We start from the raw sequence: 18,735 nt of genomic DNA, 5'->3' as shown, positions 1-18,735 counted from the left end.
TAATAACTTCTGGCTAATATCTGCTTCTATGACCGAATTCTTACTACTATTGATTGGCACTGTGCTGGTGAACAACTTTGTGTTAGTTCAATTTCTCGGCTTATGTCCGTTTATGGGTGTGTCAGGAAAATTAGAAACCGCCATTGGTATGTCTATGGCCACTACTTTTGTATTAACACTGGCCTCTCTTTCAAGCTACCTTGTTGAACATTATATATTGTTGCCACTTGGTATTGGTTACTTGCGTACGCTGAGTTTTATTCTAGTAATAGCAGTAGTAGTGCAGTTCACCGAGATGGTAGTGCATAAAACCAGTCCCACTTTGTACCGACTACTCGGTATATTTTTACCACTCATCACCACTAACTGTGCAGTTTTAGGGGTTGCCCTATTGAATATTAACCAACAACATAATTTTGTTGAATCTGTTATCTATGGTTTTGGCGCAGCGCTTGGGTTTTCTTTAGTACTTATTTTATTCTCCGCAATGCGAGAACGTTTAGCGGTAGCAGACGTTCCCAAACCTTTTAAAGGTGCGTCTATAGGTATGATCACGGCAGGATTGATGTCTTTAGCCTTTATGGGCTTTACTGGTTTGGTTAAATTTTAATGTCTTTAGGTTTTGCTATTTTAACAGCGCTTCTTGCCATTGGACTTTTGGCTCTTATTTTTGGCAGCATTTTAGGTTTTGCGGCAGTTAAATTTAAGGTCGAGAGCGACCCTCTTGTTGAACAAATAGATCACATTCTTCCGCAAACCCAGTGTGGGCAATGTGGCTACCCTGGGTGTAAACCTTATGCTCAAGCTATTGCTGATGGCGACGAAATCAATAAATGTCCGCCTGGTGGCGATGCCACCATAAAAAAACTCGCCGACCTTATGGGTGTCGAAGCTAAATCTTTAGATTCCGCACATGGAACGGAAGATGTGAAAAAGGTGGCATTCATTCGAGAAGACGAATGTATAGGATGTACTAAATGTATTCAGGCTTGTCCCGTTGACGCCATTTTGGGAGCCGCGAAACAAATGCATACCGTTATCACAGACGAATGCACCGGCTGCGATCTATGTGTAGACCCCTGCCCCGTTGATTGTATTGACATGTTACCAGTAAAAGATAGTGCTTCGTCATGGCGCTGGGACATTAATACCATCCCTATTAAACAAGTAGGTTAGCCGGGAATTATGCCAAATAACTACGACGATATAATTGAAAAACTAGACAATAACCAGTTGTGGGATTTTCCGGGTGGGGTATTCCCAGCAGAAAGAAAAACACTCTCAAATCAAACTCCAATAGGCAAATTACCCATCCCTGAACGCCTATTTGTAACAGTGAAACAACACATTGGTGTAGAAGGCCACCTTATTGTTGAAGTAGGTCAAAAGGTGCTTAAAGGTCAAGCCTTAACCAAAAGCATGAACCCATTTGCTGTACCAATCCACGCCCCAACATCTGGTGAAGTGGCTGCTATTCAAAAACATGTTTCGGCGCATCCGTCTGGTTTGCCTGAGATGACGGTTGAGATCATAAGCGATCAGCAAGATAAATGGATACAACTGAATCCGTTAATTGACTACCAAAGCCAGCCCAAAATAAAAGTGTTAGCCGCCATATGCGACGCGGGCATTAGTGGTATGGGCGGTGCTGGTTTTCCCACCCACATCAAATCTTCACCTAAAAAAGATGTCGACTTTTTGATTATAAACGGCATTGAATGTGAACCTTATATTACCTCTGATGACCGTTTAATGCGTGAGCATGCATGGCAAATTCGCCAAGGTATAGATGTATTGTGTCACCTACTCAAACCCAAACAGGTTTTAATTGGAATAGAAAACAACAAACCTGAAGCTATTGAAGCAATGCAAGTAGCCTGTAGAGAAAACCCCAATTACCGAATTTGTAGTGTGCCGACTAAGTATCCAGCTGGAGGCGAAAAACAGCTAATCCAAGTGCTAACCAACAGAGAAGTCCCAGCCAAAGGCCTGCCTATGGATGTGGGTATAATTATGCACAATGTAGGTACTTGTTTTGCTATTTCTGATGCAGTTTTTTCGGGTAAGCCTCTTATTAGTCGAGTCGTTACAGTTACTGGCGAAGCTGTAGAAAAACCATCTAACCTATGGGCGCTAATTGGTAGTCCGGTGGCTCACCTTCTGGCCCATAGTGATTACAATCCAAAACTTCAAAAGCAACCCAACGTCATTATGGGCGGCCCGATGATGGGCTTTAATGTCATTAATGATAAGGTACCGGTGATTAAAACCACTAACTGTATTTTGGCGCCTACAGACACCGAAATATCCAGCAACAACGAACAAGCTTGTATTCGTTGTAGCGCTTGCGCCGATGCTTGTCCTGTTAGCCTATTACCACAACAATTATTTTGGCACTCCAAAGCCAAAGAATTAGACAAAGCCCAAGATTATAATTTATTTGATTGTATTGAATGTGGAGCCTGTGCCTACGTTTGCCCCAGTGAAATTCCATTGGTGCACTATTACCGCATAGCAAAATCAGAGATAAGAGTAGAACAAGAAGAAAAACAAAAATCGGATAAAGCCAGAGAGCGGTTTGAAAAACGCGAAGCGAGATTAATTGCCGAACAACATGCCAGAGACGAAAAACATCGATTGGCAGCCGAGGCGCGAAAACAAGCGATGGAAAGCAAGGGTAACAACGCCAAAGATAAAATAGCGGCGGCATTAGCGAGAGCCAAAGCTAAAAAACAAGCGGTAAACATTGAAGAAGAAACGTCAGTGAGTAAAGCGGATTTAGCCAATGATGTAATAGAAGCGGCGGCTCCTAATGAGACAACTGAAGCTTCTGCGACTCAACCTACCACTAAAGTAGCCAGTTCAAATCAGAGAGTTCAAGCCGCTATCGCCAGAGCTAAGGCTAAAAAAGCCGCCGCAGAAGCCGCAACCTCTAATGTTGAAGTCGAAGTACCAAGCGAAGTTGAAGTTGAAGTTGAAGTTGAAGTTGAAAAGAATAACGACAAAGTTTCTGAATCTATAAAAACTGAAACACAGAGCAAGAATCAAAGTGTTAACGCTAAAGAGCCAGCACCGCATGCAGCAAAACCCGAACCTTTAAAACCCGAAAGCGCATCTTCTGAAAGTGTTTCTGAAGTAACGGCAACTAAAACTGCCACTATCGCGGCCAGCAAGAAAGCGAGAATAGCCGCAGCTGTGGCCAAAGCCAAAGCAAAACGTGAAGCACAAAAAGCGGCGGAAACCGAACAAACATCAAAAGAGGCGCCGCTAGCCGAGGTTGAAGATCCTAAAACTGACAGTTCACAGGAACCGGTCAAAACACAAGAACAACAAATAGATATGAAAAAACGCAAAATCGCGGCGGCAGTAGCGAAAGCGAAAGCCAAAAAAGCAGCTGAAAAAGCAGACAAATCCTCATGAAATTTAGGTTAGCGAGTTCACCCCACCAGCACATTCGCCGTGATACTGGCCAGGTCATGCGTCTAGTGATTTTAGCCATGATCCCTGGAGTTTTATTACAAACCTGGTTCTTTGGCTGGGGCACGGTTATTCAAATTGGCTTAGCCGTGGTCACCGCAGTTGTGACCGAAGCGGCAATTTTGGAACTACGTAAACGAGATTTTGAGCGAGCCTTAAAAGATTACAGCGCGGTATTAACGGCAATGTTATTGGCTGTAAGCATTCCGCCTTTTGCTCCGTGGTGGGTAGTAGTAATTGGCACTTTTTTTGCCATTTGCATAGTTAAACAGCTTTATGGTGGCCTAGGTTTTAATGTATTTAATCCCGCAATGGCCGCCTATGTGATGTTGTTGGTTTCTTTTCCTGTGCAAATGACTCAGTGGCTGCCTCCCGTCAATCTTGCTCAATATAGTCATAATTTCATGGATGCCTTACAAGCTGTTTTCACGGGATTCAGTGTTGAAGGTTTTAGCCTAGCACAACTAAAAACTGGCATAGACGGCGTGACAATGGCCACACCGTTAGACACGGTGAAAACCAGTTTATCCCAAGGGTTTACCTATTCAGAAACCATTGAACGTCCGATTTTCGATAGCGTGATTCCTGGTTTAGGCGTGGCGTCGAGTTGGATTAGTCTGGGATACTTAATAGGTGGTTTGTATCTACTTAAACAAAAAGTCATCAATTGGCATATACCCACTAGTATGTTGGCGGCGCTGTTTATTTGTGCGCTGATAATGTCGCTGGTTGACAGTGATTTATATCCATCGAGTATTTTCCACCTATTCAACGGTAGCATTATCATAGGCGCCTTTTTCATTGCCACCGATCCTGTGTCCGCCTCGACAACCAATAAAGGCCGAATCATTTTTGGTGCCGCAATTGGTATCTGGGTCTACCTAATTCGAGAATGGGGTGGTTATCCTGACGCCATAGCCTTTGCAGTATTGATCATGAATATGGCAGTGCCTTTAATTGATTATTACACCCGCCCGCGGACGTACGGCCATACCTCGACTAAACGAAAAACCAAAAACAAGGCTCAGTCATGACAAAAAGTATACAACATACTATGTCTAAAAATGGTTTGATATTGGCGGTTTTTGCCTTAGTCACTACAGGTCTGATTGCCCTCACCTTCTTTGGCACCAAAGATCAAATTGCGATTCAGCAACAACAAAAATTATTGTCTATCCTCCATGCGGTCATTGATAAAAACGCCTACGACAACGCTATTCAGTTTGATTGTGCCTTAGTGACTTCAAAGGCGTTTTTGGGATCTGATGAACCTCACCATGTCTATCGCGCCACTAAACTAGGACAAGGGGTTGCTGCCGCAATAGAAACCACCGCACCAGACGGTTACAGTGGTAAGATTGAGATAGTTGTGGGTGTAACCAATTTTGAAACTGGCACAGCCAAAGTTACTGGAGTCAGAGTACTCGAGCACAAAGAAACCCCAGGTCTGGGTGACAAAATTGATCTACGAGTGAGTAACTGGGTTTTAGACTTTGACAATCAAATATTTAGCTCAAAAATCGCCCCCAATTGGGCAGTCAAAAAAGACGGCGGTCAATTTGACCAATTTACCGGCGCAACAATAACACCCAGAGCAGTAATTAAAGCAGTCAAATTAAGTGTGGAATATTTCTTAGCTAACCAAGACGCTATTTTTGAAGCGCCAAATGCTTGTACCACAGACAACGCTAAAAAAGTCAGTGACCCATTAGGGAGTCAAATTAATGAATGAATTCAAAGAATTAAGTTGGCAAGGATTGTGGAAAAACAATCCTGCATTGGTGCAACTCTTAGGTCTATGCCCTTTGCTTGCAGTTACCGCCACTATAACCAATGGATTAGGTTTAGGCTTAGCCACTACCCTTGTGTTAATTGGTTCAAACACCACGGTTTCTATCATTCGCAATTGGGTTCCTAGCGAGATCCGCATCCCCATTTTTGTAATGATTATCGCGGCGTTTGTGACAATAGTGCAACTACTAATGAACGCTTACACCTTTACACTTTATCAAGCCTTAGGAATTTTTATTCCCCTTATAGTCACTAACTGCGCCATTATTGGACGAGCCGAAGCCTACGCTTCTAAAAATACCATTGGTAAATCCGCTTTCGACGGTTTAATGATGGGGCTAGGATTTACAGCAGTATTAGTTTTATTAGGCGCGATGCGTGAATTATTAGGTTATGGCACTTTATTTGTTGGCGCCAACTTGTTGTTAGGCGATTGGGCCACTAGCCTAAAAATTACAGTCTTTGAAACTGACAGTCCTTTTTTGTTGGCGATTTTACCTCCTGGTGCTTTTTTATGTATGGGGCTCATCATTGCGCTAAAAAATGTGTTGGATAGCCATATGGAACAATTGTTTGCCGCCAAAACAGAAGAAAAAGTGGTGCAACGCGCCCGAGTGACTACAGAAAGCTAGATGCTAGATGCTAGATGCTAGATGCTAGATGCTAGATGCTAGATGCTAGATGCTAGATGCTAGATGCTAGATGCTAGATGCTAGATTTTTAGAGAGTAAAACGATAATAAAATGAATAAAAGCAAACGTTTAGAAATACTAACTCGACTTCGAGATGATAACCCCCACCCTACTACCGAATTAAACTTTTCAACACCTTTTGAACTGTTAATCGCAGTATTACTATCGGCTCAAGCAACGGATGTGGGCGTGAATAAAGCCACCGCTAAGCTTTATCCAGTGGCCAATACGCCCCAAGCCATATTAGATCTAGGCCTAGACGGCTTAAAAAGTTACATCAAAACCATAGGCTTATTTAATACCAAAGCCGTCAACACCATGAAAACCTGCCAAATGTTAGTGGACTTACACGGTGGAGAAGTGCCCGAAAACCGCGAAGCCCTAGAAGCCCTACCAGGCGTTGGCCGTAAGACCGCGAATGTGGTACTGAATACAGCCTTCGGCTGGCTAAAAGATAATGAAGGTAGATACTTTATTGCGGTGGATACCCATATCCAGCGAGTCGCTAATCGTACAGGTTACGCCAAAGGAAAGACGGTTGAAGAAACCGAACAAAACATCATTAAGAACACCCCTAACAAAACTGAATTTATGTATGACCTGCACCATTGGTTGATACTACATGGCAGATATACGTGTATTGCCAGAAAGCCTAGATGTGGCTCGTGTATCATTGAGGATCTTTGTGATTTTAAGGATAAAACAGAATAACTCCCCCCGTTCTGTTTTATAGATTTCATTCTTTCTATATGGAACACATAAAAATCTACTTCTGTGATTAAGCTGAGTTGACAGGCAGCTGTGAGCCTAATAGCGGACAGTCGGGCGTTAACCGTGATGGGGATGTTTTTGCAATTGGATTCATTTGACATTGGATATGACACTATTGCTTTTGTCACAAGTAGTCGTTTATTAGAGCTGAATTCAAATCAAAATAATGTTCCGCTTCGTCACCAAAGCGGTCATTAGTTATTAGATGTGCCTTACGACACCTGAACCATAAGCGGACATTGGAAATTAGTGTCTTTCCAGCAATTTGGAGTGAAGCCATCATTAATGAATTCGAGTTAAAGACCATTTTGTACAAAGTTAATTTGCCAGAAAGTAATGGTTGTTATTTGGTTCAGCGTACTTATAAGCAACTGTCTACTTTAGCATCTGTAGTCTAGGATAGGTGTTAATTTCAGATAATAACAATAACGTTAAAAATTAATATATTTGTTAAGGAAAACTACCATGAAAAAAATAATAACTTTCCCATTTATTGCAGGCTTATTTATATCCAGTACGGTAATTGCTTCAGAATTCAATGATGGTATTGATAAAATATTCTCGAGTATAAAACAACATGATTCACCGGGTTGCAATGTAGGGTTAATCAAGGACGGTGCTTTTGTCCATAAAGCTGGGTACGGTCTTGCCAACCTAGAGTTGAATGTACCATTAGACGGCACGCAAGTGCATCGTATGGCATCTGTTTCAAAACAGTTTACTGCTATGGCTGTTCTCTTGTTGGCAGAAGAGGGTGCAATTGATCTAGATGCTAATATTACTACTTACCTAAAAGAGCTAAATGATTATGGCGAAATAGTTACTGTTCGGTCTATGCTCGGTCATTATAGTGGTATGGGTGATTACGATTTGATCGCTGGCTCATATGAGGGGCAAAAATCAAAAAATAGTATTGACCTAAAATCTGTGGCAGGTGGCGATTTTCGTTTGGGTAATGAAGATTATCTGACGATAAAGGAGTTCTATGATGTGGTTAAAACTGTACCTCTTGCCCTTAAACCCGACCAGAAGTTTCAGTATAGCAACCTTGCTTATTTCTTACTGTCAATGCTGGTTGAAGAAGTATCAGGTAAAAGCTTACGTGACTATGCAGACGAGAAAATATTCAAACCACTTGATATGACCAGTACATTTTTTAGCGATGATCCTGTCGAGATTGTAAAAAAACGCGCTACTGGTTATAAGAAAAATAAAGATGATAACTATATCACTGATATGACGAATTTATTTTGGGTTGGTGATGGTGGTCTGCACACCAATTTAGATGATTTACTTAAATGGGATCAGAACTTTTACACTCCTATAGTTGGTAAAGAGCCTAAAAAACTAATGGAGCTTATGAATAAGCCAAATAGTAATCATAAAAGCAGGGGCAGTGTTTATGCGAATGGTCAGTTCGTTGGTGAAACCGTTGGGAAAAAATCCTTCGCCCATGGAGGTGGCTGGCTTGGAACTTCAACATATTATATCCGCTTTCCAGAAGAGAAGTTTTCATTAGCTATGTTGTGCAATGATGTCAGCTTAAAGGTAGGCACAATAAGAAAGAATATCCTAGAGCTATATTTTAATGGAAAGTAACTTTTTAGCCTTTAATCAAGGGCGATAATTGAATTTGATTCTAAATGACCGCTTTGTTTAGGTTATTCGATTAATTGGTAATATTTATGGTCAAACAACGCATATTTATATCTGTAAGGAACTTCCGCTATCGTATCTTACCTGCCAGCAGTTAAGGTGATTTCCATTCGTTATTGATGTCCGCTTTAGGTCAGAAAGAGAAATCACGTTTATGCTCATCTAACATCAACTATACGCACAAAGAGAAAACTTCCAGCAGAACATGCTATGTCAGTTAGTCGCTCATTCCAGCGTTTGAAACTCGCTTTTCGAATGTCTGCAATCTTGGGCATAGGAGACGGTCGGCTGCGAATAGTCACATGACCGTTTCCCACTGTGAGTTCAAAGAAGTCATACCGCCACCTCTATCGAGCGTCAGCAATCTGTTATTAAAGATCTATCAAGAGGCAGCTTGCCAACAGATGCTTTTGGCACTAACCTGCTCTTTCAGAATTATAGTGTTGAGTTTATCAACAGCGACTCTGCCGTATTTGCCTGGCCCACCATCGCCGTAGACACGCACATATTAGAGTATCAAATCGCACTAAACTGGCTATGGGTAAAATGTCGATCTAGTCGAGCAAAAGCTATTAAAAGTCGTACCAGCAGAGTTTAAAGTTGATGTGTATCATTGGCTAATCTTGCATGGCCGCTATACCTGTATAGCGATAAAACCGCGCTGTGGTAGTTGTATTATTGAACACTTGTGTGAGTTTTAGGATAAGACTGAGTAACTTCTTTCTTCTAAGTACTGTGAGTTCAATCGGTCAAACATTTGGCTGGAAAGCGACTTTTTAACAGTATCTATTTTAGGTTTATTAGCCATGATTGGTAGTGCGTTATTAATTATAGAGAGAAGATACAATCTCTACCTTGGCTTTTTGCACTATATAGAGCAGTGTCAGCTTTTTTCATCATACCAGCGAACTCTTCTTCGTCCTTCAAGGTCATTGAGCATATCCCAATACTAACTGTATAATTTATCGTGTTGGATTCAAAAGCGACTGTGGAATTTCGAGTCGTTGTTAGCAATCTTGTCGCAAGAGCTAATGCCCCATCATTAGATAAACCGCCAAGAAATATTAAAAACTCTTCTCCCCCTATACGACCAGCCAAATCACCTTTCCTTATACTTCCTTGAATGATCTTACCAAAATCTTGTAATACTGCATCTCCTCCAGCATGCCCGAATGTATCATTAATTAATTTAAACTTATCAAGATCCAGTGCAATTAAAGACACATAGTTTTCGTCTCTCGCAAATTTAATTATACGTTTACAATCATATAAAAACGCGTTTCGGTTTAGCAAGCCAGTTAAAGAATCGTAAGTTGCCAAATCGCGCATAGTCCTTTCAAGCGAAGAAATCTCTATTACTAAGCGAGTAATGTGCCAGGTAATAAGCGGCGCTATGAGAATTGGGGCAACAATAGCAGCCAAATAAGAAACATCAACCGCTGCAAAATAGTTAACTCCCCATGTAATAACAAGTGAAGCGATTACTGAAATAAGTGTGATAATTATGATTGAAGTTGTTAACCCTAAATATTCTATCAACTTTCGCATTAGATGAATCCATTTATTAATTTAAGATTGGCTCTCTTGAATATAATAAGATAATTACTTCGCGCTTAATGGACGAGAGAGAAAATACCCCTGAAATTGGCATACCCACACTCAATAAACATTTCTAACTGTTCTTTCGATTCGACTCCTTCTGCTAATACTTACACATTGTAGTAGCAGAATAAACCCGTGCACCTTCTTAAGCAGTAGCATTACACTTATACAAGAGGTATTCAATTCGGAATGTAAAAACGATGCAGCCTGCTTGGTCTTAAATCAAGGTTACCCATATGATGAAGTAAGTCGAGCGATAGACGTCCACGAACACACCTCGCGGATTTGGGTAAAGCAACTTAAATCATAGCGTATAGTATTGGTGTGACACCTAAATCGAAAGCCTTGTCAGTTGAACAACAGCGCACTCAAACTCGGTACAAATAAACGTTTGAAAGTTAAGTTGAATTAACTCGCCCCCTCCATAGTTACAACTGTGTTACTGGATAGTTTGATGCGTGTTAATAGCAAATAAAATCGGTTGATTTTTTTATCTAATGATTGCATTTATTCCTCACGTCTCTAATCTAGATATTACTCAACATTAAAGAAGTAAAACTTGTGTTAGCCAGCCTATTTAGTAAACACCTAACAATCAGAGCACGATATATATTGGCGCTATTGTTAGTGGCGGCTACTGTAACCACCTCTGCATTAATGCTGCGATATATATTTAAAGCACAATTCAATGATGCTTATATTGTGAATATAGCGGGTCAACAAAGAATGCTATCGCAACGCATCGCACTTTTTGTTACCCGTTTATCAACTTGTCCAGACGATAAACTACAGCAAATTCAAGCGCTTCATAGGGCAGTTGAAAAATTTGAAAGTAACCGAATATATTTAAGTGAACTGCCAAATCTGCCAGTTAAAGTAGATAACATGTATTTTGGAGAGCTAGGGTTAAACTTAGCAAGCCAAGCCTATTCAGAGGCAGCTCGACGTTTCAATAGTCTTGCTGAGTCATGTGGTCCTATTCCTCAGGACTTTAACCCAAAGCAAACAGACCAGCTTCTATTTTCCCTCAATCAAGTGGTAAAGGAGTTTGAATTGGCTGCGAGGGAAAGAGTTGAGCGTGTAGAAAACATTGAACTATTTTTATGGTTGTTTACGTTGATGTTGTTAGTGCTTGAAGCCCTTCTTATTTTTCGACCTATGGAAGCAAAGATTAAAAACACTTTAGAATCCTTACGCTTGGCATTGCGCAATTCAGAACAATCAGAACGCCAAGCTAAAGAGGCAAATAAAGCAAAATCTGAGTTCTTAGCCAGTATGAGCCATGAATTAAGAACCCCAATGAACGGCTTATTTGGCATGATAGAACTGGCCATCGATAATCCAAGTAAAAGTAATGGCTACTTGAAAAAGGCTAAAAGCGCCGGTAAGCAATTATTGGTGCTTATTAATGATGTGCTTGACCTATCAAAGATTGAAGCTGGTAAGTTACGTATTGAAAGAACACCATTCGATTTAGTGCAACTATTCGATGATGTTGCTTCAGTGCAATCGGCAAATTGCCGAATAAAAAAATTAAACTTCGATTTTAACAAAACCACAAGCTTGCCTGTACGCATTATTAGTGATCCTACGCGGCTATCTCAAATTATGCACAATCTATTGAACAATGCGATTAAGTTCACCGAGACTGGAACAATAACCCTGGCTGCGGGAGTGAAGGTTAAGCATAAAAAATATTGGTTAACTATCAGTGTAAAAGATACTGGAATTGGAATAGAAAGCGACAAACTGTCTTCTATTTTTAATAAATTCGAACAAGCTGAACAGTCAACCACAAGATTATTTGGTGGCTCAGGATTAGGCTTAGCTATTAGCAAACAGTTAAGCGATTTAATGCAAGGTGAACTGACAGTAGAAAGTGAGTTGGGTGAAGGCAGTTGCTTTACTCTTTCCATCCCCATTGAATTAGACAGTGAAAAGGCCGAAAACATTCATCCGGAAGTTCATTTAAGTTGCGCAATAGTTGATGATTTAATTACGAGTAGAGAATACATAGAGCATATTGCCAAATCACAAGGTTTGAATACATCTACTTTCGATTCTGCACAAGCATTTTTAAGCGCCGACTGCACTCAATACGACATTCTGCTCCTCGACTTATCTATGCCTGAAATGAATGGTGTTGATTTAATTGAAGAATTGTTAAGGCAAAAAAATAGTCATCTTCCGCACATCATTTTGGTCTCGGCTCTTATCGATCATTTAGACTGTTCTGAGGAAGTACAAAAAGTAATATGGCGCTCCCACGCTAAACCGATTATTCGACAAGAATTAGAAGTTGATTTACGGCAGTTGCAAAAAATTCATATGTTACAGGACGCTAAAGCTAAACCATCGCAAGGTAGCTTTAAAATTCTGGTGGCAGAAGATAATGAAATTAACGCTGAAGTAGTCAAAGCCATGCTCGAATCTGCAGGCTACGATGTTTCCATCGTAAGCGACGGTGAAAAAGCCATTAATGCCTGTATATTTGAACAATTTGATTTGATTTTGATGGACTTACAAATGCCTGTCATGGATGGGCTAACCGCTACGGTTAAATTGAAAACAGAGGTAAACTTTGCCAAGCCAATCATCGCTCTCACCGCCAACGCCTACGTTGAAGATAGAGAAAAATGTAAAGAAGCAGGCATGACTGACTTTTTATCCAAACCAATCGATAAAGTATCCCTCATCTCCATGATTCAAAAATATTTAAAAGATTAACCTAAATCAACTCCGATATTGCTGCATTATTTTACGTAGTGTGGGTTGAGTAACATCCATTATCTTGGCGTTTGTTTGCTGGGTTAGTCAACTGCTGGCTTTTCAGTTAACTGCTCAGCTAATTCATAATTGCCTTGGCTTAACGCAATATCCACTAAGCTATTGCCTGAACTATCTTTAGCGTCTAAATCGGCGCCTGCTTCGGTTAATGCAGCAATGGTTTCAGTACGATTAAAAAGAGTGGCAAACATAGCTGCGGTTTGACCGTTTTCGTTGCTTTGGTCAATATCACAATCGGCGCCAATCAATGCTTTTATTGCGCCAAAGTTACCTTTAAAAATCGCTCCCATTAGTGCGGTATTACCTGAGTTATCTTCTTGACAAGCGTTAGCATTAGCTTCATCAATTAAATAATTAACGGCATCAGTTTCGCCGTGATAAGCAGCCAATATTAGCGCTGTATATCCTTTTTTGTCTGTTACGTTTGGGCTTAAGCCTGCTGCGTAATATGCAGTTAGCGTAGGTATGTCACCTTTTCTAGCGGCATCAAAGTAAATCGTTTTTAATTGCTCACTATCAACAGGCTCTGCTTGACCTGAAAATGCTAGAGTAAGCACAAATAGTGTCATCATGCTTTTAATGGATAGTTGAAAAATTGCCTTCATGATTGCGTCCTCTGTAATAGTGTTTGTTTGAATAAGGCGTGTTGTGATGCAAACACTTCACGCCTTGACGTTAATTTATTTCCTCCCCCCTAGTAATTAGCTAGTGGCAGGCTACAAATTCGAGTTATAGGTCAGCTTTGTAGTAAATACGGCTAAAGTCATCAGCGACTTTCTTAGCTCGCTTCTCACGCTCAGCTTGTACGTCCATCAATTCCTTAGCTGCCGCTTTTACTTTACTAAGTGGAGCATTAGCTAACTTAGCCACACCTTTACCGTAGTTCTTATCTGCGTTGTACATAAATGCACTGATAATCACGCGGATCTCTTCTTCGGGTACACCTGCTAGCGTAGTCCCTAAGTTTTCTATTAAGTGCATCTGTTCAACCTTGCTGAATGAACGGAATTTCTCACCGGCCTGAGCAAAGTTACGTTGCTTATAAAAAGGTGCTTGTTGAGTGGTTCCAGACAAAGGCGTTTGTGCATATTTGTACTGGTTGTCATCATCTAGCGCTATACGGCGACTTGGCTGATAGTTCACATCACGTTTGCTATTAGTTGTACGCAATTTACCGTGTTGCTCATGGTTATCAATAACCGCATTACGTGGTGCATTGATTGGAATGCGGTAAGCATTCACGCCGATTCTGTAACGCTGAGTATCAGCATAAGAGAACAAACGACCTTGTAGCATTCTGTCTTCAGATGGCTCAATACCAGGGATCAAGTTACTTGGTGCGAATGCAGCTTGTTCAGTTTCTTCAAAGAAGTTATCTGGTACACGGTTAAGTGTTAATTTCCCAATTTTCTTAGCGGGCACTAAAGATACAGGCCAGATTTTAGTGGTATCTAATGGGTTAAAATCAAAGTCATCTAGTTGCTCAGGGTTCATAGTTTGTAAGTATAAATCCCAAGAAGCGGTTTCACCTTTCTCGCCGATACGGGTATAGATATCAGTCGTCATAGGTTGGAAATCTTGTCCTTGCATAGCTTGTGCTTCTGCAGCGGTGAAGTTTTTCTCTCCTTGGTTAGTTTTCCAGGTCAACTTAAAGTATTTTACTTGGCCCTTGTCGTTCACAAATTTAAACGCGTGAACACTAGAGCCATCCATATTTAGGTAACTTTTTGGTGTTCCCATATCAGAGAACAAGTGGGTCAACATGTGAGTTGATTCTGGTACATGAGAGAAAAAGTCAAACAAACGAGCCGCACTTTGTGCATTGGTCACAGGTGAAGGTTTTAAGCTGTGAACCATATCTGGGAATTTAATCGCATCGCGAATAAAGAAAATCGGAAAGTTGTTACCCACTAAATCCCAGTTACCTTGTTCGGTGTAAAATTTAACAGCAAAACCTCGAGGATCACGCAGGGTTTCTGGTGATTGATGACCATGTATTACCGCTGAGAAACGCACAAACACATCAGTCTTTTTGTTCTCACCTTGGAAGGGAGCAGCAACTGTAATGTCTGACAAATCAACATAGTTTTCATAGTAACCATGCACACCCGTACCACGGGCATGTACAACACGCTCAGGAACACGTTCGCGATCAAATGCCGCTAGCTTTTCAATTAAGTGGCTATCTTGCAATAAAACGGGTCCCCAAGGGCCTGCGGTTTGTGAGTTTTGGTTATCGCCAACTGGCGCACCATTTTGACGTGTAAGGGTATCAGCGCTCGACATTGTTGCTACGCTAAAAAGTATGGCAGCAATCATAAGTGATGTTTTTATTGTCATGTTAGTTCTCCAAAAGAATCTGAATCGACCCAATTTATTTTTATTTATCGGGACTAAATCTAGTTTTATTGTTCGTTATGCGAAGCAGTGCTAACTGGTATGGTGTTTACCATTTTCGGGCAAACCTACATGCATAACTTAAGTCGTGTATCAGCGCGTTTCTGCTGATTTCAACGGCCTGTCCTGAGGCTTGAGCGAAGTATGGAGATAAAACAAAAACCAAGAAAACGATTAAAACAGATTATGACAATCTAAATTTACGATAAGAGAACTCTCAAAATATGACTTAACAACATTTCTACAATTGTTCGTTTGAGTCAAAAGATTCTATCTTGAGAATGGCGGTTAATAGAATTGGGGTTGCGGCAAAGGAAGCTGAGAATATGCTCAACCAAAGGCACAATAGCAGAACATCCACTAACTTAGGTTTTAATAGCGAAGCAGCCCTGCGAGTATGCGTCCCAGCGAGTCTACGAGCGACGTCATATTTTTGTTAGACATTCGACGTTTTACAAAAGCGTGTTAACGCAAACCACTCAACTTATACAGCCAACGGTGCATTGAAATAACGGAAGGAGAATGCGTGAATATATTTAGTACTAATGGATTTCGAAACGCAGGAACAGCAAGGTTAATTAATGCATAACCAGCCAATCCAAATAACAATAGTGCCATCAAAATCCAAGATATTTTCAGTCTCATTGGAAGCCCTAAATAAGCCTCAACACCCCACTTTATTTGCTTGTTAAGCGAATTTATACCAATGCATAAATTACAGCTATGACCATTAATGATGCAAATATAAAGCGAATAATTCTGGCTTGTTTGGGCTTGGAGAAAACCGGACGCAGTATGCCGCCAAATATCAACCAAAGCGTATCGACTACTGTAGCAACTGCTAGGCAGGTTAAGCCTGTAGCAATATAACCAATATAACTATCGGAAAAAGGTAAAAGAAATTGAGAAAATATAGCTAAGAAAGCGGCATAAGCTTTCGGGTTTAGTAGATTGAAGATAAAACCATCTTTGAAACTCGGAGCTACTTGGGCTCCTTGTGCAGTGACAATGGGAGCCGATGCTATTTTATATGCGATATATAAAATGTAAGCACCACCAATAATTTGGCAAATGAGACGAAAGTTAGGAAATTGAGAAAATAAAGCTGCCAATCCAGCTGTTGCACCAATTATTACCACACTAAGGCCGAATAATATCCCAGTTAAAAATGGAATACCTTTTTTCACACCAAATGTAGCCCCAGTAGCGGCTAAAGCTAAAGGGGCGGGGCCAGGAGAACCGAGTAAGAGTGCCGTAGTAGTGATTAATACAATAATAGATTCTAACAATTTACAAACTCTTTTTTGTTTAACCGAGACTAAAGATTCGCCCAACGAGGCTATAGAAAAGTCCCAGCCTTAAAATAAATATGAAAATAAGCTAAAAACACATCAAAAAACGCGTTGCTAGGTGGAATCTGGATAGGTTTTACCATTGAATCCAAGAAATAATCAACCTAGCGTTTATCCATTTTTAGCTATGACCTTTTTCTACAGCCTCAACGCCGCAAAAAGCGGCCAGATAATGGTTGGTGAAACTTGTTGAGGAACGAAACACAACCAACCATTAGAGGCTCGCTCTTAATTGCCTTGTTAGCAACTTTTGATACCTCATTCTATTGTGACGTTGAACAAATATTGGATAAACATTAGCATAGAGATTAATAGGAAATATAAATATCCATTGCCACAAAGAAAGGTTTAGCGAACCTACCAGATAGTACATTACCTGCACCGCTAGAAAGACCAAATGAGTAGTTTCATCACGACATGTTTGCCAAAGAAGTCTTTGTAATTCACCATTTAATTCTTCTTTTTTAGAGTTGAATTGTTTCTTATTTCTTAAGCGGAAAAGAATCAAATCCGTTAGCAGCAAATTACGTTTAAAAAAAGTTAACACCAACACCACTATAAATGGAATTACCTTTAAACCTTTCAAATGTTTTTGGCTTGAAATAAGAAAACATTTTCCTGGCCTATACCTCTCAGGTTGCAAACGCTTTTATAAACGGCACGCGTTCTTTTACGCGTCCAGTGAAGGCCGTTTTTTTGGCCGTAATGATGTTTGATAAATTTGTAGGTATACATTACCCATGATGTCGGCGAATATGTTTTACTAAGCCTGATTTATCAAACTCAAGCGAGACAATATTTGTTTTATTGTACTCGATAGCTTTATCTAAATGAGCAGGTTTAACTTTGCCTGACTCAGTCATTTTTATAAAAACGACATTTGCACCAACCATTACTTCGTTGATTTCGATATTACTTCGGATAACTTCATCTTTTAATTTACTGATCATATCCTTACGGAGTTTAGCCTTATCAGTGTAGGTGAACTTAAATTTCACGTGTTCATCAATGAAGTCATCTGAAAGCAGAGAAATATAATTTTCAATTTCTTTTATTGTGGTATTGGGTTGCTGACGCGCATTTTTAGCTGCAACAAATGTTTTTGCTTTTTCGATTAATTGCTCAGAAGTAAACGTATCTTTTGCATTAGAAGAAAATACAAAAAGAAAAGAAATTAACACTAATATAGATTTTTTCATCGTACTATCCCTGTATATCTAACGCCTCAATAGGCCGACGAAAGAAGCGTAGCGAATTGAGATAAGATTGATTGGATTGTTATATGCCATAAGTCTCACATACGACTTGTTTATCGCCACCATATATAACTTTGTTGTCGCTAATCAAAAATATAACGTGTTTACCAAGTTCAAAATTTTTGAAACTTGAAAATGGGTGTCTAGGTAATGTGTGGGCTTGTTATGTGTGGGTTTTCACAACTAATTTTCTTACACCAATTAAAACACCACCAAATGAAATTGAAAAGAGTATTAGTACAAAGATTAAGGTATCGGTATTAGATATATCCATACTTGGACTTCCGATAACAGCGAGAGTATTGATTAGCAACAACACTAAACTCGATTGGAGGAAACCCTTGTAACCAATAAAGCCCGCAAACAATAACATAATAAATGACACACCAATCGCGGGAGTAAAAGGTGCAGCTGCTAGCAACATACAAATAAAAGAAAGTATGATAGAAAATCCGATTACTACTTTGGACATTGCAACCTCCAAGGCACATAGCGCCGCAGTAAATTGCGGCTATGTAGTTGGTTTTTTTTGGTGGCAGCGTAGCGACCGCCACCAAAAACAAGCGACGGAATAGCCGTCAATTTGACTGCCTTGTTATAGATTTTTCTATATTAGTAGGACTTACCCTTATCAATAACTTCTTACTCACAGGTTTTAATGCAGAGTTATTCTTTAATGCCATATCTGTAAACGAATTCATAGTAAATTCGATTATTGCCGTGTCTATTTCGCTAGATTTAGACCAATGTATTTCTTTTATTTCTCCTTGCTCAGGTAGCTTATATATAGCTATATCTGGGTATTCATCAAATAAAGACTAACTAAGACACTCATTGTTATAAATTACGCAAAAACAGTGAATTCAACAAGCATAAAATATGAGCGTTACTTTCACTTATGGTTCTAAAATCTAGAATTAGCGCTGATTTGAAAGACTAACTAAGACACTCATT

18 protein-coding genes and 1 pseudogene are annotated in these 18,735 nt (G+C 40.0%); 11 read left to right on the top strand and 8 right to left on the bottom strand.

What is annotated here, in order from left to right; genetic code table 11:
- The first annotated feature begins 28 nt into the window (after positions 1 to 28).
- The 9 genes and pseudogenes from rsxA to KO534_RS23400 form a co-directional block, all read left to right on the top strand.
- Positions 29 to 610, top strand: a complete 582-nt coding sequence (gene rsxA / locus KO534_RS08585; protein ID WP_215929238.1) for an electron transport complex subunit RsxA — start codon at positions 29 to 31, stop codon at positions 608 to 610.
- On the top strand, positions 610 to 1,176 hold the full coding sequence (gene rsxB / locus KO534_RS08580; protein ID WP_215929237.1) for an electron transport complex subunit RsxB: 567 nt from the start codon (positions 610 to 612) through the stop codon (positions 1,174 to 1,176). Before rsxA ends, rsxB begins: the two co-directional genes overlap by 1 nt.
- 9 nt (positions 1,177 to 1,185) lie before the next feature.
- Positions 1,186 to 3,420: an electron transport complex subunit RsxC gene (gene rsxC / locus KO534_RS08575; RefSeq protein WP_215929236.1), complete on the top strand. Its 2,235-nt coding sequence runs from the start codon at positions 1,186 to 1,188 to the stop codon at positions 3,418 to 3,420.
- Positions 3,417 to 4,511, top strand: coding sequence for an electron transport complex subunit RsxD (gene rsxD, locus KO534_RS08570; RefSeq protein WP_215929235.1), 1,095 nt, complete (start codon positions 3,417 to 3,419; stop codon positions 4,509 to 4,511). The genes rsxC and rsxD overlap by 4 nt, the downstream gene beginning before the upstream one ends.
- Positions 4,508 to 5,209 carry an electron transport complex subunit RsxG gene (gene rsxG, locus KO534_RS08565; RefSeq protein WP_215929234.1) on the top strand — a complete coding sequence of 234 codons (702 nt, stop codon included), beginning with the start codon at positions 4,508 to 4,510 and terminating at the stop codon, positions 5,207 to 5,209. Before rsxD ends, rsxG begins: the two co-directional genes overlap by 4 nt.
- Positions 5,202 to 5,900, top strand: a complete 699-nt coding sequence (locus KO534_RS08560) for an electron transport complex subunit E (RefSeq protein ID WP_215929233.1) — start codon at positions 5,202 to 5,204, stop codon at positions 5,898 to 5,900. Before rsxG ends, KO534_RS08560 begins: the two co-directional genes overlap by 8 nt.
- Positions 5,901 to 6,011: 111 nt before the next feature.
- Complete coding sequence (gene nth / locus KO534_RS08555; RefSeq protein ID WP_215929232.1) at positions 6,012 to 6,671, top strand: endonuclease III; 660 nt, start codon at positions 6,012 to 6,014, stop codon at positions 6,669 to 6,671.
- Positions 6,672 to 7,196: 525 nt separating this feature from the next.
- On the top strand, positions 7,197 to 8,330 hold the full coding sequence (locus KO534_RS08550) for a serine hydrolase domain-containing protein (RefSeq protein WP_215929231.1): 1,134 nt from the start codon (positions 7,197 to 7,199) through the stop codon (positions 8,328 to 8,330).
- Positions 8,331 to 8,850: 520 nt separating this feature from the next.
- Positions 8,851 to 9,088, top strand: a pseudogene (locus tag KO534_RS23400) (endonuclease III); the annotation flags it as partial.
- Positions 9,089 to 9,215: 127 nt separating this feature from the next.
- Here KO534_RS23400 and KO534_RS08545 read toward each other — a convergent pair.
- On the bottom strand, positions 9,216 to 9,935 hold the full coding sequence (locus KO534_RS08545; protein WP_215929230.1) for a GGDEF domain-containing protein: 720 nt from the start codon (positions 9,933 to 9,935) through the stop codon (positions 9,216 to 9,218).
- Between the two features lie 139 nt (positions 9,936 to 10,074).
- On the opposite strand from KO534_RS08545, the gene KO534_RS23700 reads away from it, so the two are divergent.
- Together KO534_RS23700 and KO534_RS08540 are read left to right on the top strand one after the other, a co-directional pair.
- Positions 10,075 to 10,299: a transposase gene (locus KO534_RS23700; protein WP_354667919.1), complete on the top strand. Its 225-nt coding sequence runs from the start codon at positions 10,075 to 10,077 to the stop codon at positions 10,297 to 10,299.
- A 347-nt stretch (positions 10,300 to 10,646) separates the two neighbouring features.
- Positions 10,647 to 12,716 carry a response regulator gene (locus KO534_RS08540; protein WP_215929245.1) on the top strand — a complete coding sequence of 690 codons (2,070 nt, stop codon included), beginning with the start codon at positions 10,647 to 10,649 and terminating at the stop codon, positions 12,714 to 12,716.
- Positions 12,717 to 12,799: 83 nt separating this feature from the next.
- Here KO534_RS08540 and KO534_RS08535 read toward each other — a convergent pair whose 3' ends face one another.
- The 7 genes from KO534_RS08535 to KO534_RS08510 form a co-directional block, all read right to left on the bottom strand.
- A complete protein-coding gene (locus tag KO534_RS08535) occupies positions 12,800 to 13,381 on the bottom strand; it encodes an ankyrin repeat domain-containing protein (RefSeq protein WP_215929229.1) in 582 nt (193 codons plus the stop codon).
- 124 nt (positions 13,382 to 13,505) lie between these two features.
- Entirely contained in the window at positions 13,506 to 15,116 is a 1,611-nt protein-coding gene (locus KO534_RS08530; RefSeq protein WP_215929228.1) for a catalase, read from the bottom strand.
- A 522-nt stretch (positions 15,117 to 15,638) separates the two neighbouring features.
- On the bottom strand, positions 15,639 to 15,818 hold the full coding sequence (locus tag KO534_RS08525; RefSeq protein ID WP_215929227.1) for a hypothetical protein: 180 nt from the start codon (positions 15,816 to 15,818) through the stop codon (positions 15,639 to 15,641).
- A gap of 53 nt (positions 15,819 to 15,871) precedes the next feature.
- Positions 15,872 to 16,462 carry a LysE family translocator gene (locus KO534_RS08520; protein ID WP_215929226.1) on the bottom strand — a complete coding sequence of 197 codons (591 nt, stop codon included), beginning with the start codon at positions 16,460 to 16,462 and terminating at the stop codon, positions 15,872 to 15,874.
- A 277-nt stretch (positions 16,463 to 16,739) separates the two neighbouring features.
- On the bottom strand, positions 16,740 to 17,072 hold the full coding sequence (locus KO534_RS23695) for a hypothetical protein (RefSeq protein WP_354667918.1): 333 nt from the start codon (positions 17,070 to 17,072) through the stop codon (positions 16,740 to 16,742).
- A 187-nt stretch (positions 17,073 to 17,259) separates the two neighbouring features.
- Entirely contained in the window at positions 17,260 to 17,724 is a 465-nt protein-coding gene (locus KO534_RS08515) for a nuclear transport factor 2 family protein (protein ID WP_215929225.1), read from the bottom strand.
- A gap of 220 nt (positions 17,725 to 17,944) precedes the next feature.
- Positions 17,945 to 18,253, bottom strand: coding sequence for a DUF6419 family natural product biosynthesis protein (locus tag KO534_RS08510; RefSeq protein WP_215929224.1), 309 nt, complete (start codon positions 18,251 to 18,253; stop codon positions 17,945 to 17,947).
- Positions 18,254 to 18,735 lie beyond the last annotated feature (482 nt).

The organism is Paraglaciecola arctica (genome assembly GCF_018861065.1).
GTDB lineage: Bacteria > Pseudomonadota > Gammaproteobacteria > Enterobacterales > Alteromonadaceae > Paraglaciecola > Paraglaciecola arctica_B.
The sequence above is the reverse complement of the archived record's forward strand: the minus strand, read 5'-3'. Positions and strand labels throughout refer to the sequence as shown.